Annotated in this window: 13 protein-coding genes; 9 read left to right on the top strand and 4 right to left on the bottom strand. The window is 66.7% G+C overall.

Going from position 1 to position 15,203, the window contains the following annotated elements:
* Nucleotides 1–52: 52 nt before the first annotated feature.
* Complete coding sequence (locus tag CAL13_RS14740) at nucleotides 53–730, bottom strand: C40 family peptidase (RefSeq protein ID WP_086072790.1); 678 nt, start codon at nucleotides 728–730, stop codon at nucleotides 53–55.
* Nucleotides 731–1,060: 330 nt separating this feature from the next.
* Between CAL13_RS14740 and CAL13_RS14735 the strand changes: the two genes are divergently transcribed.
* The 7 genes from CAL13_RS14735 to ltaE all read left to right on the top strand — a co-directional run bounded on the left by CAL13_RS14735 (nucleotide 1,061) and on the right by ltaE (nucleotide 10,202).
* Nucleotides 1,061–2,938 (top strand): propionate--CoA ligase, encoded by a 1,878-nt coding sequence (locus CAL13_RS14735; protein WP_086072789.1) that lies wholly within the window; start codon nucleotides 1,061–1,063, stop codon nucleotides 2,936–2,938.
* Nucleotides 2,935–3,342 (top strand): GlcG/HbpS family heme-binding protein, encoded by a 408-nt coding sequence (locus CAL13_RS14730; protein WP_086058056.1) that lies wholly within the window; start codon nucleotides 2,935–2,937, stop codon nucleotides 3,340–3,342. The genes CAL13_RS14735 and CAL13_RS14730 overlap by 4 nt, the downstream gene beginning before the upstream one ends.
* Complete coding sequence (locus CAL13_RS14725) at nucleotides 3,339–4,757, top strand: MFS transporter (RefSeq protein WP_198297854.1); 1,419 nt, start codon at nucleotides 3,339–3,341, stop codon at nucleotides 4,755–4,757. The genes CAL13_RS14730 and CAL13_RS14725 overlap by 4 nt, the downstream gene beginning before the upstream one ends.
* Before the next feature lie 110 nt (nucleotides 4,758–4,867).
* The gene (locus tag CAL13_RS14720; protein WP_086072787.1) at nucleotides 4,868–5,878 is read left to right on the top strand and encodes a 4-hydroxyproline epimerase; all 1,011 of its coding nucleotides are present in this window, start codon (nucleotides 4,868–4,870) and stop codon (nucleotides 5,876–5,878) included.
* Nucleotides 5,879–6,136: 258 nt separating this feature from the next.
* Nucleotides 6,137–8,116, top strand: coding sequence for an acetate--CoA ligase (gene acs / locus CAL13_RS14715; protein ID WP_086059497.1), 1,980 nt, complete (start codon nucleotides 6,137–6,139; stop codon nucleotides 8,114–8,116).
* Between the two features lie 152 nt (nucleotides 8,117–8,268).
* Complete coding sequence (locus CAL13_RS14710) at nucleotides 8,269–9,168, top strand: DMT family transporter (protein WP_232467668.1); 900 nt, start codon at nucleotides 8,269–8,271, stop codon at nucleotides 9,166–9,168.
* 17 nt (nucleotides 9,169–9,185) lie between these two features.
* Nucleotides 9,186–10,202, top strand: coding sequence for a low-specificity L-threonine aldolase (gene ltaE, locus CAL13_RS14705; RefSeq protein ID WP_086058054.1), 1,017 nt, complete (start codon nucleotides 9,186–9,188; stop codon nucleotides 10,200–10,202).
* A 17-nt stretch (nucleotides 10,203–10,219) separates the two neighbouring features.
* On the opposite strand, the gene CAL13_RS14700 is transcribed toward ltaE, so the two are convergent.
* The 3 genes from CAL13_RS14700 to CAL13_RS14690 form a co-directional block, all read right to left on the bottom strand.
* Entirely contained in the window at nucleotides 10,220–11,104 is an 885-nt protein-coding gene (locus CAL13_RS14700; RefSeq protein ID WP_086072786.1) for an FCD domain-containing protein, read from the bottom strand.
* 147 nt (nucleotides 11,105–11,251) lie between these two features.
* Entirely contained in the window at nucleotides 11,252–12,151 is a 900-nt protein-coding gene (locus CAL13_RS14695) for an NAD-dependent epimerase/dehydratase family protein (RefSeq protein ID WP_086072785.1), read from the bottom strand.
* Nucleotide 12,152: 1 nt separating this feature from the next.
* Nucleotides 12,153–13,799, bottom strand: a complete 1,647-nt coding sequence (locus CAL13_RS14690) for an electron transfer flavoprotein-ubiquinone oxidoreductase (RefSeq protein ID WP_198297853.1) — start codon at nucleotides 13,797–13,799, stop codon at nucleotides 12,153–12,155.
* 80 nt (nucleotides 13,800–13,879) lie between these two features.
* On the opposite strand from CAL13_RS14690, the gene CAL13_RS14685 reads away from it, so the two are divergent.
* Entirely contained in the window at nucleotides 13,880–14,323 is a 444-nt protein-coding gene (locus CAL13_RS14685) for an acyl-CoA thioesterase (RefSeq protein WP_086073667.1), read from the top strand.
* Between the two features lie 172 nt (nucleotides 14,324–14,495).
* Entirely contained in the window at nucleotides 14,496–15,194 is a 699-nt protein-coding gene (locus CAL13_RS14680) for a CoA transferase subunit A (RefSeq protein ID WP_086058050.1), read from the top strand.
* Nucleotides 15,195–15,203: the final 9 nt, after the last annotated feature.

Here is a 15,203-nt window from a genome sequence, read left to right as displayed (position 1 = left end):
CCGGCGCTGTTTTCTGGGAGGCGGGCGCCAAGGCCCGTTGGAACTTCCGGACCTAATTCTGCACCCGGGCCGAGGCCACCAGCGTGGTGTCGATGCGGCGTGCGCCGTTGTAGCGCTTGCTCCAGTACGCCATGTCCATGCGTTCGATGCGCACGACGCCGCCCGCGCTGGGCGAATGGACGAAGCGGTCTTCGCCGAGGTAGATGCCTACATGCGAGAAGCGGCGTCCCATCGTGTTGAAGAACACCAGGTCTCCGACCTGAAGGTCGTCACGGGCGATGGGGGTCCCCAGCCGCGACATGTCCGCGGCATTGCGGGGCAGTTTCAGGCCCAGGGATTGTTCCGCGACATAGCCGACCAGGCCGCTGCAATCGAAACCGGTATCGGGGGAGTCGCCGCCATAACGGTAGCGGATGCCCAGATAGTTCAATGCTTCGCCGGCCAGCAGGGTATTGTCCCCGGCCGGCGCTTTGGGATAGCTTGCCGTACGGCCGCCGCGCCGCAGCTTTTGCGCGAGCAGCATGCCGATGGGATCGTCGTTATTGATGGCCCAGGCCGATTCGTAGCCTTCCTGGTCGAAGCCGGTGTAGGCGGTATCGCGGGGAGGGGTGGTATTGGCGCAGCCGGCGAGTATGGCCAGGCCGGCCATGACAAGGCCGAAACGGAGAAGGCGCCCTTGGCGCGTCAGGAATCGATGGAGGGGATGTTCGCGGTTGTCGTATCGGTGCATTGTTCGCTTGAAGGCGCGCGGGGACGCGCCTGGAAGACGACGGACGACCGCCGTTTGGAAATTTTGGGGGCGATTCTATCAACGCTGCGTACACGCGTCCAAGGACATGCGTATACGCCGTATCTCAACCGGCTCAAATGCCGGCACACTGCATAAGATGGATAGAATCGGCCGGAAAAAATGCCGAAAAGAGCAAAGAAGCCATGCAGCTTGGAGACGGAGGCACGCGCGCCGCACGGACGCTGCGTGACGACATTCCGCCGGACAGATTCGGACAAGTCGTAAGCTTCGTCAGAATCTGCAACATTACGAAGATAACAGGAGACAGCGATGCACAAAACCCGGGTTTTCCATGACTCGTCCATTCAACATCCTGAAACATTTTGGCGCCGGGAATCCGGGCGGATCCATTGGGAGACGCCGCCAGAGCAGATCCTCGATTACAGCCGGCCGCCTTTCGCGCGCTGGTTTGTCGGCGGGCGAACCAACCTGTGTTTCAACGCGGTGGACCGCTGGCTCCCCCAACAGGCCGATAGACAGGCGCTGATCTGGGTATCCACCGAGGTCGATCAGGAGCGGATATATACGCACGCGGAGCTTTTCGATGAGGTCAATGCGGCGGCCGCCATGCTGCGCGAGCATGGCGTCGGCCAGGGCGACCGTGTCCTCATCTACATGCCAATGGTTCCGGAGGCGGTCTTCGCCATCCTGGCGTGCGCGAGGCTGGGCGCGATCCACTCGGTGGTATTCGGCGGATTTGCCTCGCACAACCTGGCGCAGCGCATCGATGACGCGCGGCCCAAGGTCATCGTTTCCGCCGATGCGGGCTCGCGCGCAGGCCGCGTGGTGCCGTACAAGCCGCTGCTGGACAAGGCGCTGGCCATGAGCCAGGCCCAGCCCGACGCGGTCATCCTGCTGGATCGCGGCCTTGCGGGCGTGGAGCGCGGCCCGCGCGACCACGACTACGCGGCCCTGCGGCAACGGCATTTCGGTGCGCGGGTGCCCGTGGCATGGGTGGAGTCCGGCGATCCCAGCTACATCCTCTATACGTCCGGGACGACGGGGAAACCCAAGGGCGTGCAGCGGGACACGGGCGGCTATGCCGTGGCGCTGGCCGCGTCGATGGAATACATCTTCGACGGCAAGCCCGGCGAGACTTTTTTCTGCACCAGCGACATCGGCTGGGTCGTGGGACATTCCTATATTGTCTATGGGCCGCTCATCGGCGGGCAGACCACGGTGCTGTACGAGGGCACGCCGATCCGGCCCGACGGCGCGATCCTCTGGAAGCTGATCGAGCGCTTCCGGGTCAACACACTGTTTTCCGCGCCCACCGCGGTACGCGTCCTCAAGCGTCAGGCGCCGGAACTCCTGCGCCGGCACGATCTGTCGTCGCTGCGGGCGGTGTACCTGGCGGGCGAACCGCTGGACGAGCCCACCGCCTCGTGGATCTCCGAGGGCCTGTGCAAGCCGATCATCGACAACTACTGGCAGACCGAAAGCGGCTGGCCCATCCTGTCGGCGCAGCCCGGCGTGGAACGGGTGCCGACGCGGTTCGGCAGCCCTTCGTTTCCCTGCTATGGGTTCGACGTGCGCGTCGTCAGCGAGGCAACCGGCGAAGACCTGCCGCCCGGCAACAAGGGCGTCGTGGCGATCGTCCCGCCGCTGCCGCCCGGCGCCATGTCGACGATCTGGGGCGATGACGAGCGCTTCGTCCGCACCTATTTCGAATCCATACCGGGCCGCCAGGTGTATTCGACTTTCGACTGGGGCATGGTCGACGAGGACGGGTACTGGACCATCCTGGGCCGCACCGACGACGTCATCAACGTGGCCGGGCATCGCCTCGGCACACGGGAGATCGAGGAATCGCTCAGCGCTCATCCCAAGGTGGCCGAATGCGCGGTGGTGGGGGTGGCCGATCCCGTCAAGGGACAGGTGGCGCAGGCATTCGCGGTATTGAAGGAGCCCTGCGCGCCCGGGGATGCCGCGGCGCTGGAAGGCGATATGATGCGCGTGGTCGAAGACCGGCTGGGCGCGATCGCGCGGCCCGCGCGTGTCCGCTTCGTTGCCGCCTTGCCCAAGACGCGTTCCGGCAAGGTCCTCAGGCGGGCCATCGTCGCGGTATGCGAAGGTCGGGACCCGGGCGACCTGCCGACCATCGAAGATCCCAGCGCATTGGAACAAATCAAGGAATCCCTGACATGAAGCAGAAGTCCGTCCTTACCGCCGAAGACGTCAAGAAGATCCTGGCGGCCGCCGAAGCCCATGCCGTGAAAAACAAGTGGGCGGTGACGATCGCCGTGGCCGACGATGGCGGGCATCTGCTCGGCATGCTGCGCCTGGACGGCGCGGCGCCGGTCAGCGCGCACATCGCCCCGGCCAAGGCGCAGACCGCCGCTCTGGGCCGGCGCGAATCGCGCGTGTACGAGGAAATCATCAACAACGGCCGCCATGCGTTCCTGTCAGCGCCGACCCTGACGGGCATGCTGGAAGGCGGCGTGCCCATCGTCGTCGATGGCGAGGTGATAGGCGCGGTGGGCGTTTCCGGCGTGAAGTCCACCGAAGACGCCGAAACCGCGCGGGCGGGCATCGCGGCACTGGGCCTATGACGCCGGGGCGGCCGCCATCGCCGCGTGATCCGCGGGGCGCCGCTCCATCCATGGCGGCGCAGGCGGCATCCACGCCCGCGGCCTCGCTGGCCGGCAGTCTGAACCCCGGCGTGACGCGCCGGGAGGTATGGTCCTGGGCGATGTACGACTTTGCCAACTCGGGCTATACCACGGTTATTCTGACCACGGTGTTCAGCGCCTACTTCGTGGGCGTGGTGGGCGGCGGCGCACATTGGGCGACACTGGCCTGGACCTGTGCGCTTTCGGTTTCCTACCTGGCGACCATGCTGACCATGCCGGCGCTGGGCGCGCGCGCCGACGCACGGGCGGCCAAACGCAAGCTGCTGTTCGCCAGCACGGTCGGGTGCATTCTGGCGACGCTCACGCTGTCGCAGGCCGGGCCCGGCGATGTGTGGCTGGCGCTTGCCGGCATCGCGGTGTCCAACTACTTCTATTGCATCGGCGAGTCGTCCGTGGCGTCCTTCCTGCCGGAACTCGCCCGCCCGCAGGCGCTGGGCCGCGTATCGGGCTGGGGCTGGAGCTTCGGTTACTGCGGCGGCATGCTAAGCCTGGGACTGTCGCTGCTGATCGTGTCGCAGGCGCAGTCGCGCGGCGAAACGGCCGCGCAGTTCGTGCCCTGGGTCGTGGTGGCCACCTGCGTCGTCTTTGCACTGTCGGCGCTGCCTTCCTTCCTGTGGCTGCGCGAACGCGCGGCGCCCCGCGGGCGGGCCGGCGTCACGCCCGATATGCTGGGGCAGCTGAAGCGCGCCTGGCGCGATACGGGCCGGCATCATCGCCAGTTCCGGCGCTTGCTGATATGCGTGGCATGCTATCAAGCCGGCATCGCTGTCGTGATTACGCTGGCGGCCGTGTACGCCGAGCAGGCCATGGGTTTCCAGATGGCGCAGATCATGCTGCTGGTGTTCGTGGTGAACATCGCGGCGGCGGCCGGCGCCTTCCTGTTCGGGTATCTGCAGGACCGTATCGGGCACAAGCGGGCGCTGGCCATGACCCTGTGCGGCTGGATCGCCATGGTGCTGATCGCCTATGCCGCGGTGACGGTCGGCGTGTTCTGGATCGCTGCCGGACTGGCGGGCCTGTGCATGGGCACCAGCCAGAGCGCGGGCCGGGCCATGGTGGGGGCGCTGGCGCCGCGCAAGCGGCTGGCGGAATTTTTCGCGCTGTGGACCTTCGCCGTGCAGCTGGCGGCCGTGGTGGGGCCGCTGACATACGGCCTGGTGACCTGGCTGACGCATGGCAACCACCGCCTGGCCATTCTCGTGACCGGCCTGTTCTTCATCGGCGGGCTGGCGCTGCTGACGCGGGTCGACATGGCGCGCGGCGCGGACGAGCGCATCGCGGGGGAAGGCGCTTCCGAGCCCGGCGGCGGCGCGCCAGCGGGCATCCGGACCTGACGCCGCCAGCGCCGGTTTGACGCTATCATGGGCCGCGACGGCGCCCGGGAAGCCGGGCGCGGCATGGTGCCGCACCGCCGCCGACCTTCCTTCCATGGCATCCCAATCCCATGACTTCGCATACTTTCTTTTGCGTGGACGGCCACACTTGCGGCAATCCCGTGCGCGTAGTGGCTGGCGGCGCGCCCGCGCTCCAAGGCGCCAATATGGTGGAAAAGCGGGCGCACTTCCTGCGCGAGTACGACTGGATCCGAACCGGCCTGATGTTCGAGCCCCGCGGCCACGACATGATGTCCGGGGCGATCCTGTACCCGCCGACGCGCCCCGATTGCGATATCGCGTTTCTTTTCATCGAAACGTCGGGCTGCCTGCCGATGTGCGGGCACGGCACCATCGGCACGGTGACGATGGCCCTGGAACGCGGCCTGGTGACGCCGCGCGAGCCCGGGGTGCTGCGCATCGATACGCCGGCGGGCGTGGTCGAGGCGCGCTACGAGCAGGAGGGCGGCTACGTCAACAGCGTGCGCATCACCAATGTTCCGTCCTTTTTGTACGCGTCCGGCCTGGAAGCCGAGGTGGAAGGGCTGGGACTGGTGACGGCCGACGTGGCCTACGGCGGCAACTTCTACGCCATCGTGTCGCCGCAGCGCGCCTTCGCCGGCCTGGAACACGTGCAGCCTTCGGATCTGCTGCGCTGGAGCCCGCGGCTGCGGCAGGCCTTCGGCGCGAAGTACGAATTCGTCCATCCCGAAAACCCGGCCATCAAGGGCCTGTCGCACGTGCTGTGGACCGGCTCGGCCCGGCATCCCGATGCGCACGCGCGCAATGCCGTGTTCTATGGCGACAAGGCAATCGACCGATCGCCCTGCGGCACCGGCACGTCCGCGCGCATGGCGCAATTGGCGGCGCAGGGCAAGCTGGACGTGGGCGATACCTTCGTGCATGAAAGCATTATCGGCACGCTGTTCCGCGGCCGCGTCGAGGCCCGCACCCGGGTCGGCGAGCTGGACGCCATCATCCCTTCGATCGAAGGATGGGCGCGCATGACGGGCTTGAACACCATCTTCATCGATGATCGCGATCCCCTGAAGCACGGATTCCAGCTGAAGGACACGGTATAGCGGACGCTTGGCCGTGCGCCCGCGCCGCAGCGGACGCGGTGTATTTCAGGGTTTCCCCTGAGCCCGGGATGCCGCTACGCGGCTCGCCCCGCGTGCCGCGGGCGCATCGCCTGCGCTGCTGCTATTCTTTCTGCTTGTGCCGGCGTCCGCGCCGAACCTATGCAAAAAGTGCGAGCCGCGCGGCCCCGATGCCGCTCAGGCATCGCCGACGAGGCAGCACAGAACAACAGCCACAAGCACCGTCTTCAGGAGACCATCATGCCCAACGCCATCGAATCCGTGCTGGTTGAAAACCGCGTTTTCCCGCCGCCGCCCAGCGCGTCGGAAGGGGCGGCCATCCCGAGCATGGACGCCTATAAAAAGCTTTGCCTGGAGGCCGAGCAGGACGCCGACGGCTTCTGGGGCCGCCATGCGCGTGAAAACCTGGTGTGGACCAAGCCGTTCACGCAAGTCCTTGACGACAGCAACCCGCCGTTCTACCGCTGGTTCGCGGACGGCGAACTCAATGTGTCGGCGAACTGCCTGGACAAGCACGTGGAGAACGGCAATGGCGGGAAGGTCGCCATCATTTTCGAAAGCGACGACGGCAAGGTGGACAAGATCACCTATGCGCAATTGCTGACGCGCGTGTGCCGGTTCGCCAATGGCCTGAAATCGCTGGGCTACAAGAAAGGCGATCGGGCGATCATCTACATGCCGATGTCCATCGAGGCCGTCGTGGCGATGCAGGCCTGCGCGCGGCTGGGCGTCACGCATTCGGTGGTGTTCGGCGGGTTCTCCGCCAAGAGCCTGCAGGAGCGCATTGTCGATGTCGGCGCGTCGCTGGTCATCACGGCCGACGAGCAGGTGCGCGGCGGCAAGGTGATCCCGCTCAAGCCGGCGGTCGAGGAAGCCTTCGGCATGGGAGGCTGCGACGCGGTGCGCCAGGTCATTGTCTATCGACGTACCGGCGGCAAGGTCGACTGGCACGCCGAGCGCGACCTGTGGATGCACGAGGTCGCCGACAACCAGCCCGATACCTGCGAGCCCGTTCCGGTCGAGGCCGAGCATCCGCTGTTCATCCTGTACACGTCCGGCTCCACCGGCAAACCCAAAGGCGTGCAGCACGCTTCGGCGGGTTATCTGCTGTGGTCGCTGCTGACGGTGAAGTGGACCTTCGACGCGCGCCCGCAGGACGTCTATTGGTGCACGGCGGACGTGGGCTGGGTCACCGGGCATTCCTATATCGTCTATGGGCCGCTGTCGGCCGGCTTGACGCAAATCGTTTTCGAAGGCGTGCCCACGTATCCCAATGCCGGCCGGTTCTGGGACATGATCGCGCGCCACAAGGTCACGACCTTCTACACGGCGCCCACCGCGATCCGCTCGCTGATCAAGGCCGCGGACGCCAATCCCGATACCCATCCGACGCGCTACGACCTGAGCAGCCTGCGCATCCTGGGCTCGGTCGGCGAACCGATCAATCCAGAGGCCTGGATGTGGTACCACAAGAATGTCGGGCAGGAACGCTGCCCCATCGTGGACACCTGGTGGCAGACGGAGACCGGCGGCCACATGATTACGCCGCTGCCTGGCGCCACGCCGACGAAGCCCGGTTCCTGCACGCTGCCCTTGCCTGGGATCGCCGCGGCCATCGTCGATGAAACCGGCGCCGATGTCGACCAGGGCAACGGCGGATTCCTCGTCATCAAGAAGCCCTGGCCAGCCATGATCCGCAATATCTGGGGCGATCCGGAACGCTTCAAGAAAAGCTATTTCCCATCCGAGCTGCGCGGCTACTACCTGGCCGGCGACGGCGCCCAGCGCGATGCGGACGGCTATTTCTGGATCATGGGCCGTATCGACGACGTGCTGAACGTGTCTGGCCACCGGCTCGGCACGATGGAAGTGGAGTCGGCGCTGGTGGCGCATCCGATGGTGGCGGAAGCCGCCGTCGTGGGCCGTCCCGACGACACGACAGGCGAAGCGGTGGTGGCCTTCGTCGTGCTGAAACGGACGCGTCCGGAAGGCGACGAAGCGGCGGAAGTCGCGCGGCAATTGCGGGAGTGGGTGGCCAAGGAAATCGGCCCGATCGCCAAGCCGAAGGACATCCGGTTCGGCGACAACCTGCCCAAGACCCGTTCCGGAAAGATCATGCGCCGCCTGCTGCGCGTCGTGGCCAAGGGCGAGGAAATCACCCAGGACGTCTCCACCTTGGAGAATCCGCAGATCCTGGAGCAGCTCGCCAAGTCCGTGTAAGCGGGGCTGGCGCAAGCCTGCGCCGTTCATCGGTCCAGCGTTGAACGCCGGATGAACGGCACGGCGCGCAGCGGGTGCCGGCGCCGCAGCCGGCGCCCGGCCGCGCAGTAGAATGCCTCCTTTTCGCGGCCCCGAGGGCCTGGCGAGGAGACATGGAAAGCCGAAGGGGCGCCGTCGATGGCGGCGCATGGATCCTGATGGCCGTCACCGTGATGATGTGGGCGGGCAGCTGGATCGCGATGAAGATGGTGGTGCCGTACATCGGCCCCTTCGATTTTGTCGTGTTGCGCTACGTCTCGGGAGGCGCCGTTTTGCTGGCCGTGGCGCTGGCGATGCGGCGGCCGCTGGCCATGCCTTCCTGGCGCACGACCATCCTTGTGGGTTTGACGCAGACCGCCGCCTTCCAGGGCCTGGTGCAGACCGCGCTGGTGCATGGCGGCGTCGCCAAGATTTCCCTCATGGCCTACACCATGCCGTTCTGGGTGGTGCTGTTCAGCTGGATGTTGCTCGGTGAAAAGCCGTCGCCGCGCCATTGGGCCGGCATTGCAATGGCCGGGCTCGGCTTGCTATGCGTGGTCGAGCCTTGGCACAGGCTCGGGGATAGCCGGAGCGTGTTGCTGGCGCTGGGCAGCGGGCTGTGCTGGGGCCTGGGCACCGTCCTGGCGAAAAAGGGATTCAATCGCCACACGCCCGACATCGTCGCCTTTACCGGCTGGCAGATGCTCCTGGGCGGCGCCGCCATGATCCCCGTTGCGCTGGCGGTGCCGCAAATCCCGACGGTGTGGAACTGGCAGCTCGCCCTGGGCATGCTTTACATCGTGCTGGCCGCGTCGGCCGCGGGGTGGCTGCTGTGGCTCATCGTCGTGCGGCGGGTGCCCGCGTCCGTCGCCGGCTTGTCCAGCCTTGCCACGCCGGTCATTGCCGCATTGCTGGCCTGGTTGCTTTTCGGCGAACGCCCTGGCGCGGTCGAGGCGTTCGGCATGATCCTGATTCTGTGCGGACTGGCCATCGTCGCGCGCGCGACGGGGCGGCCGCGGCACGCCACCACATGAAAGCAAAAGGAAACGACATGATCGATTTACGCAGCGATACCGTCACCCGGCCAACGGCCGCCATGCGCGCCGCGATGGCCCAGGCGGAAGTCGGCGACGATGTCATGGGGGACGATCCCAGCGTGCAGGCCCTGCAGGCCGAGGCCGCCGCGCGGGCGGGCAAGGAGGCGGGCCTGTTCTTCCCGTCCGGCACCCAAAGCAATCTGGCGGCCATCATGGCGCATTGCGGCCGCGGCGACGAGTATCTGGCCGGCCAGCTCGCCCATACCTACAAGTACGAAGGCGGCGGCGCCGCGGTATTGGGCAGCGTCCAGCCGCAACCCATCGAGCATGCCGCCGACGGCAGCCTGCCGCTGGAAAAGATCCGCGCGGCGATCAAACCGAAGGGGGATCCGCATTTCGCGCGCACCCGGCTGCTTGCCCTGGAAAACACCTTTCATGGCCAGGTCATTCCGCAGGACTACATCGAGCAGGCCGCGACGCTCGCCCGCGAGCACGGCCTGTCCGTGCACCTGGACGGCGCGCGCGTTTTCAACGCGGCCGTCGCCTCGATGCGCGATGTGGCGGCCCTGTGCGCGCCCTTCGATTCGGTTTCCATCTGTTTTTCGAAGGGGCTGGGCGCGCCTGTCGGCTCCGTACTGGTCGGCAGCCGCGAGCTGATCGCCACGGCCACGAGGTGGCGCAAGGTGCTGGGCGGCGGCATGCGGCAGGCGGGCGTTCTGGCGGCTGCCTGCCGTTATGCGCTGGAGCATCATGTGGACCGCCTGGCACAGGACCACGCCAATGCGGAACGGCTGGCGCAGGGGCTGCGCGGCATCGACGGCGTGACGGTGCTGCGGCAGTCCACGAATATGGTGTTCGTCGAAATCGCGCCGCGTCATTGCGAGGCCTTGACACGCCACGCCGCCAGCAACGGCGTCCTGTTCAGCGCGGTCTATGGCGGCCCGACCCGCCTGGTGACCCACCTTGACGTCTCGGAAGCGGACATCGGCAAGGTGATCCGCGTCGTACAGGACTACTTCCGCGCGGCTTGAGAGGCACAGCGCAGCGCTCAGCCCAGCTTGGATACCTCCAGCAGATGCCGCCGCATGAGGGCCGCAGCCCACTCGCGGTCGTCGTCTTCCAACGCCTGGATGATGGCCAGGTGTTCGGCGGCCGATTCGCGAAACCGGGTGTCGGCCCGCATTGCGGCGCTTTGCTGCTCCATGCGGCGCAGATGGTTCTGCTGACGGATGCTTTGCAGGAAGAACCGGTTTCCTGAAAAGCGGGCCAGCGTTTCGTGGAAATCCGAGTTCAGCGCGAAAAACGCCTGCGCGGAGATTTCGCCGTTGCGCAGCAGCTCTTCGTGTGCGGCCCGCAGGCGCTTCAATTCCGCGCTCACCGCCTTGAATCCGGGCTCCAGGAGCGCGCCGCATTCCACCGTCGCCCGAAAGCGGTAGCTTTCATGGCGGGCGTCGCATTCGCCCAGGGCATGGGTGAAGCGCCATCCGTGACCCTTGCGCTTTTCGATCATGGCTTCGGCGCTCATGCGCACCAGCGTCTTGGCCAATACGCTGCGGGTGACGCCGTAGCGCTGCTGCAGGTCGCGGTCCGTGAAGCTGTCCGGCAGCAGCCCCTCGGCACGGTCGTCGATCATGCGCAGATAGATTTCGTCGGCCGTCATGCCGCGGGCGCGCAGACTCGGCGGCTCGGTACAGCCGGGAACCTCCGGAACGAAGTAGCCGCTATTGGGCCGCGCTTCGATGAAGCGCTCGGCGGCCAGCAACCGGAGCGCCGCGCGCACCGGCGTGCGCGATACCAGATAGCGTCTGGCCAGCGAGACTTCCGACAGATGCGTGCCGGCCTGGTGAATGCGGCAGATGATGTCGTTGGCGATGCGCCGGGCCAGGTCGACTTGCAGCCCCGTCGGCGGCGGGCCCTGATTCTGGTTATGCATGGAGATCCCCGTTAGCGGTCATGTCAGCGTGCGGCGGCATACTGCGGTGCTTCGGGCGGTCGCGCGTCCCCGGCCTGGGAGGATACGCCCGATGGCGCAGGGATGGGGACAAAAGACGGCAGGTTGTTGCGGTTCTTGCAACACCGCTCACATCAGTGCGGCGTACCCCTGCCTGGCGTCGGGCCATGCCAGCGCAAGGCCGGTGGCGCGCAGCCGGCGGTTGCAAAGCCGTTTGCTGCCCACGCCTTCGGGCGCGGGTCCGTGGGCGGGCGGCGCGCAACCCAGGCGGGCCGCCAGGTCGTCATACAGGACATCGATGGGCAAGGGCGTGTCGTCGCTGCCGATATACACGGGGTCGGCGTGCGGCAGCATCAGCAGGTGGGCAATGGCCGACGCGGCGTCGTCGGCATGCATGCGGTTGGCCCAATGCGGAATATCGCGCGGCACGCGCGCGCGGCCGGTACGCAGCCGGCCCAGCAGTTGCAGCCGCCCGGGACCGTACAGGCCAGAGAGCCGCAAACAGGTGCCGGGCAGGTCCTGTGCAAGCAGCCATTGTTCCGCCTGCAGCAGGATTGCGCCGTTCATGCCGAGCGGGGCAGTCGGCGTGCGCTCGTCCACCCAGTCGCCGCCGTGTTCGCCGTAGACGGCGGACGACGATACGAACACCAGGCGCCTCAGCGCGCCGCGATCCAGCGCTTGCACCACGTTGCGCAGGCCATCGATGAAAACGGCGCGGTAGGCCGCTTCGTCGCGGGGGCCGGGCGTCAGCGCCACAACGACGCGCGTGATGCCGTCAGGCAGGGCGCGCAGGGATGCGGGCTCTGTGACATCGGCGGCCAGCCAGCGAACAGGCGTGGCGGGCGTGGCAGGCGCGGCAGGCGTGGCAGGCGCGGCAGGCGTGGCGGAGGAGGGCGGGTTGCGGCGCAGCGCCCATAGCGTCGCGGCCGGGCACTGGAAGGCCAGCCGCTGCGCCACGCGCCCGCTCAGGTCGCCGCCGCCCACCAGCAGGATGCGCTCTTCGTCCGCGGGCAGCGCGCCGGTGGCCATGCTACATACCGTTGTAAACCGGGCCTTCGCCCCCCTGCGGCGTCACCCAAACGATGTTCTGCGTGGGGTCCTTGATGTCGCAGGTTTTGCAGTGCACGCAGTTCTGCGCGTTGATCTGCAGTTTGTCGGCGCCGTGGTCGTCCTTGACGAATTCGTACACCGCCGCGGGACAGTAGCGCGCCTCGGGCCCGCCGTACCTGGACAGGTTCACGGCGACAGGCACGGTGGGGTCTTTCAGCGTCAGGTGGACCGGCTCGTTTTCGTCGTGATTGGTATTGGAGATGAAGACCGAACTCAGGCGATCGAAGGTCAGCTTGCCGTCCGGTTTCGGATAGTCGATGCGCGCGCATTGCGAGGCCGGCTGCAGACAGGCATGGTCCGGCTTGGTCCGGTGCAGCGTCCACGGGACATTGCCCTTCAGCAGACCCTGTTCGATGCCGGTCATGATGGTGGCCAGCGTGCGGCCCTTCTTGAACCACTGTTTGAAGTTGCGCGCCTTCTTCAGCTCCTCGTGCAGCCAGGAGGCTTCGAAGGCGGTCGGGTAGGCGTCGAGCGCATCCTGGCGCCGGCCTGCCAGGATCGCCTGGAACGCCGCGTCGGCCGCCATGGCGCCCGATTTGATGGCCGCATGGCTGCCCTTGATGCGCGAGGCGTTGAGGAAACCCGCTTCACAGCCGATCAGGGCGCCGCCGGGAAACACCAGTTTGGGCAGCGACAGCAGTCCGCCCGCGGTCAGCGCCCGCGCGCCGTAGGCGATACGCTTGCCGCCTTCGAAGGTGCCGCGGATGGCCGGGTGGGTCTTGTACCGCTGGAATTCTTCAAAAGGCGACAGCCAGGGGTTGGCGTAGTCCAGGCCCACCACCAGGCCGACCGCAACCAGGTTGTTGTCCAGGTGATAGAGGAAGGAGCCGCCATAGGTGTCGGCGTCGAGCGGCCAGCCCGCCGTGTGGACCACCAAACCCGGATGCGATTGGGAAGGATCGACTTCCCACATCTCCTTGATGCCGATGGCGTAGCTTTGCGGGTCGCGCCCTTCGTCCAGGCGGAAGCGTTCGATCAGCTGCCGTCCCAGGTGGCCGCGCGAACCTTCGGCGAACAACGTGTACCGTGCCAGCAGCTCCATGCCGGGCTGGTAATTGGCCGTGTGGCTGCCATCGCGCGCCACGCCCATGTCGCCGGTGACCACGCCACGGACGGCGCCCTGTTCGTCGTAAAGGATGCCCGCCGCGGCGAAGCCGGGGAAGATGTCCACGCCCATCGCTTCGGCCTGTTCGCCTAGCCAGCGCACCACGTCGCCCAGCCGCACGATGTAGTTGCCCTCGTTGCGGAAGCAGTCCGGCAACAGGAAATGCGGAGTGGCCCGCGCCCCGGTGCGGCTGAGAAACAGAAACTTGTCCTGCGTGACCGGCACGTTCAAGGGGGCGCCCTTTTCCTTCCAGTCCGGAATCAGTTCGGTCAGCGCGCGTGGATCCATGACGGCGCCCGACAGAATGTGGGCGCCCAGTTCGGCGCCTTTCTCGAGCACACAGACGCTCAGATCGTGATTTTTGTCGGCCGCCAGCTGTTTCAGGCGGATGGCGGCGGCCAGGCCGGCGGGACCGCCGCCGACGACCACCACGTCGTATTCCATCGATTCTCGTTCTGACATGCGCCTTGTCCCCTGATGCGATATAGGCTGGAAGTATGATCGAGCATTCGGATCAACTCTGGATTGTATTGCAGCTCTCCATGACCGCTCCCGACCCCGCCACGCCGCCCCTGGGCAGCACGCACATTGTCGAACTGCCCCTGCGCTGGGGCGATTCCGACGCCCTCAACCACCTGAACAACACCCTTTACTTCCGGCTCATGGAAGAAGCCCGCATGCAGTTGCTGTATGCGGCCGGCGTGAGCCTGCCGGCGGACGCCGGCCCCATCCTGGCCCATGCCTCCTGCGATTTCCTGCGGCCGCTCACGTATCCGGCGGCCGTGCGGGTGACCCATACCCTGACGCGGGTGGGCCGGTCCAGCATGGAGTTCGAATTGACGCTGGAGAAAACGGGCGACGCGCGCGGACCCTATGCGCAAGGGCGCAACGTCCTGGTCTGGATGGACTACCTGGGCAACCGGTCCGCGCCCTGGCCGTCCGGCGTGCTGGCCGCGCTGGCGGGCGTGATGCGGCCGCCAGCGTGAATTTTCGGCGGGCGCGTGGCGGGAGCGGGCGGCCATTGCAGGCATGGCCGCAATCCAGCCGTTGCCCGTAAAATCGATCGCGTCGAAGCGACGCACAACGTCGAAGCGCGCCGCCCGCGCGCCTGCCGGGCGCGGGCGGACACAATAATCCCTACATTCTGGAGCTGGAGCGATGGACAAGGTTTACGCGAGCGCCGAGCAGGCGCTGGCCGGTGTCGTCAAGGACGGCCAAATGATCGCCGTTGGAGGATTCGGCCTCTGCGGCATTCCGGAAGCGTTGATCGCGGCGCTGCGCGATTCCGGCGTCAAGAATCTGACCTGCATCAGCAATAACGCCGGCGTGGACGGATTCGGGCTGGGACAGCTTCTCGCCACCCGGCAGATCCGCAAGATGATCGCCTCGTACGTCGGCGAGAACAAGGAGTTCGAGCGCCAATATCTTTCCGGCGAACTCGAACTGGAATTCACGCCCCAGGGCACGCTCGCCGAGAAGCTGCGCGCCGGCGGCGCCGGCATTCCCGCCTTCTTCACGCGCACCGGCGTCGGTACGCTGGTGGCGGAAGGCAAGGAAACCCGCGAGTTCGACGGTCAGACCTACATCATGGAACGCTCCCTGGTGCCGGACGTTTCGCTGGTCAAGGCCTATGCCGCCGACCGCACGGGCAACCTGATCTTTCGCAAGACCGCGCGCAACTTCAATCCCAACGTGGCCATGGCGGGCAAGGTCACGATCGTGGAGGTCGAGAAGCTGGTGAACACCGGGGATATCGATCCGGACCAGGTGCACCTGCCCGGCATCTTCGTGCATCGGATCGTCGTCAACGCCAACCCCGAAAAGCGCATCGAGCAGCGCACCACCCGCCCCGCGTGAGGAGAAACG

The organism is Bordetella genomosp. 9 (assembly GCF_002119725.1).
Taxonomy (GTDB): Bacteria; Pseudomonadota; Gammaproteobacteria; order Burkholderiales; family Burkholderiaceae_B; genus Bordetella_C.
Note: the sequence above shows the minus strand (reverse complement) of the source record. Positions and strands in the feature narration are given on the sequence as shown.

Coding starts and splice junctions, on each gene's coding strand:
- CAL13_RS14740 (WP_086072790.1), bottom strand. CDS start 730: ATGCACCGATACGACAACCGCGAACATCCCCTCCATCGATTCCTGACG.
- CAL13_RS14735 (WP_086072789.1), top strand. CDS start 1,061: ATGCACAAAACCCGGGTTTTCCATGACTCGTCCATTCAACATCCTGAA.
- CAL13_RS14730 (WP_086058056.1), top strand. CDS start 2,935: ATGAAGCAGAAGTCCGTCCTTACCGCCGAAGACGTCAAGAAGATCCTG.
- CAL13_RS14725 (WP_198297854.1), top strand. CDS start 3,339: ATGACGCCGGGGCGGCCGCCATCGCCGCGTGATCCGCGGGGCGCCGCT.
- CAL13_RS14720 (WP_086072787.1), top strand. CDS start 4,868: ATGACTTCGCATACTTTCTTTTGCGTGGACGGCCACACTTGCGGCAAT.
- acs (WP_086059497.1), top strand. CDS start 6,137: ATGCCCAACGCCATCGAATCCGTGCTGGTTGAAAACCGCGTTTTCCCG.
- CAL13_RS14710 (WP_232467668.1), top strand. CDS start 8,269: ATGGAAAGCCGAAGGGGCGCCGTCGATGGCGGCGCATGGATCCTGATG.
- ltaE (WP_086058054.1), top strand. CDS start 9,186: ATGATCGATTTACGCAGCGATACCGTCACCCGGCCAACGGCCGCCATG.
- CAL13_RS14700 (WP_086072786.1), bottom strand. CDS start 11,104: ATGCATAACCAGAATCAGGGCCCGCCGCCGACGGGGCTGCAAGTCGAC.
- CAL13_RS14695 (WP_086072785.1), bottom strand. CDS start 12,151: ATGGCCACCGGCGCGCTGCCCGCGGACGAAGAGCGCATCCTGCTGGTG.
- CAL13_RS14690 (WP_198297853.1), bottom strand. CDS start 13,799: ATGTCAGAACGAGAATCGATGGAATACGACGTGGTGGTCGTCGGCGGC.
- CAL13_RS14685 (WP_086073667.1), top strand. CDS start 13,880: ATGACCGCTCCCGACCCCGCCACGCCGCCCCTGGGCAGCACGCACATT.
- CAL13_RS14680 (WP_086058050.1), top strand. CDS start 14,496: ATGGACAAGGTTTACGCGAGCGCCGAGCAGGCGCTGGCCGGTGTCGTC.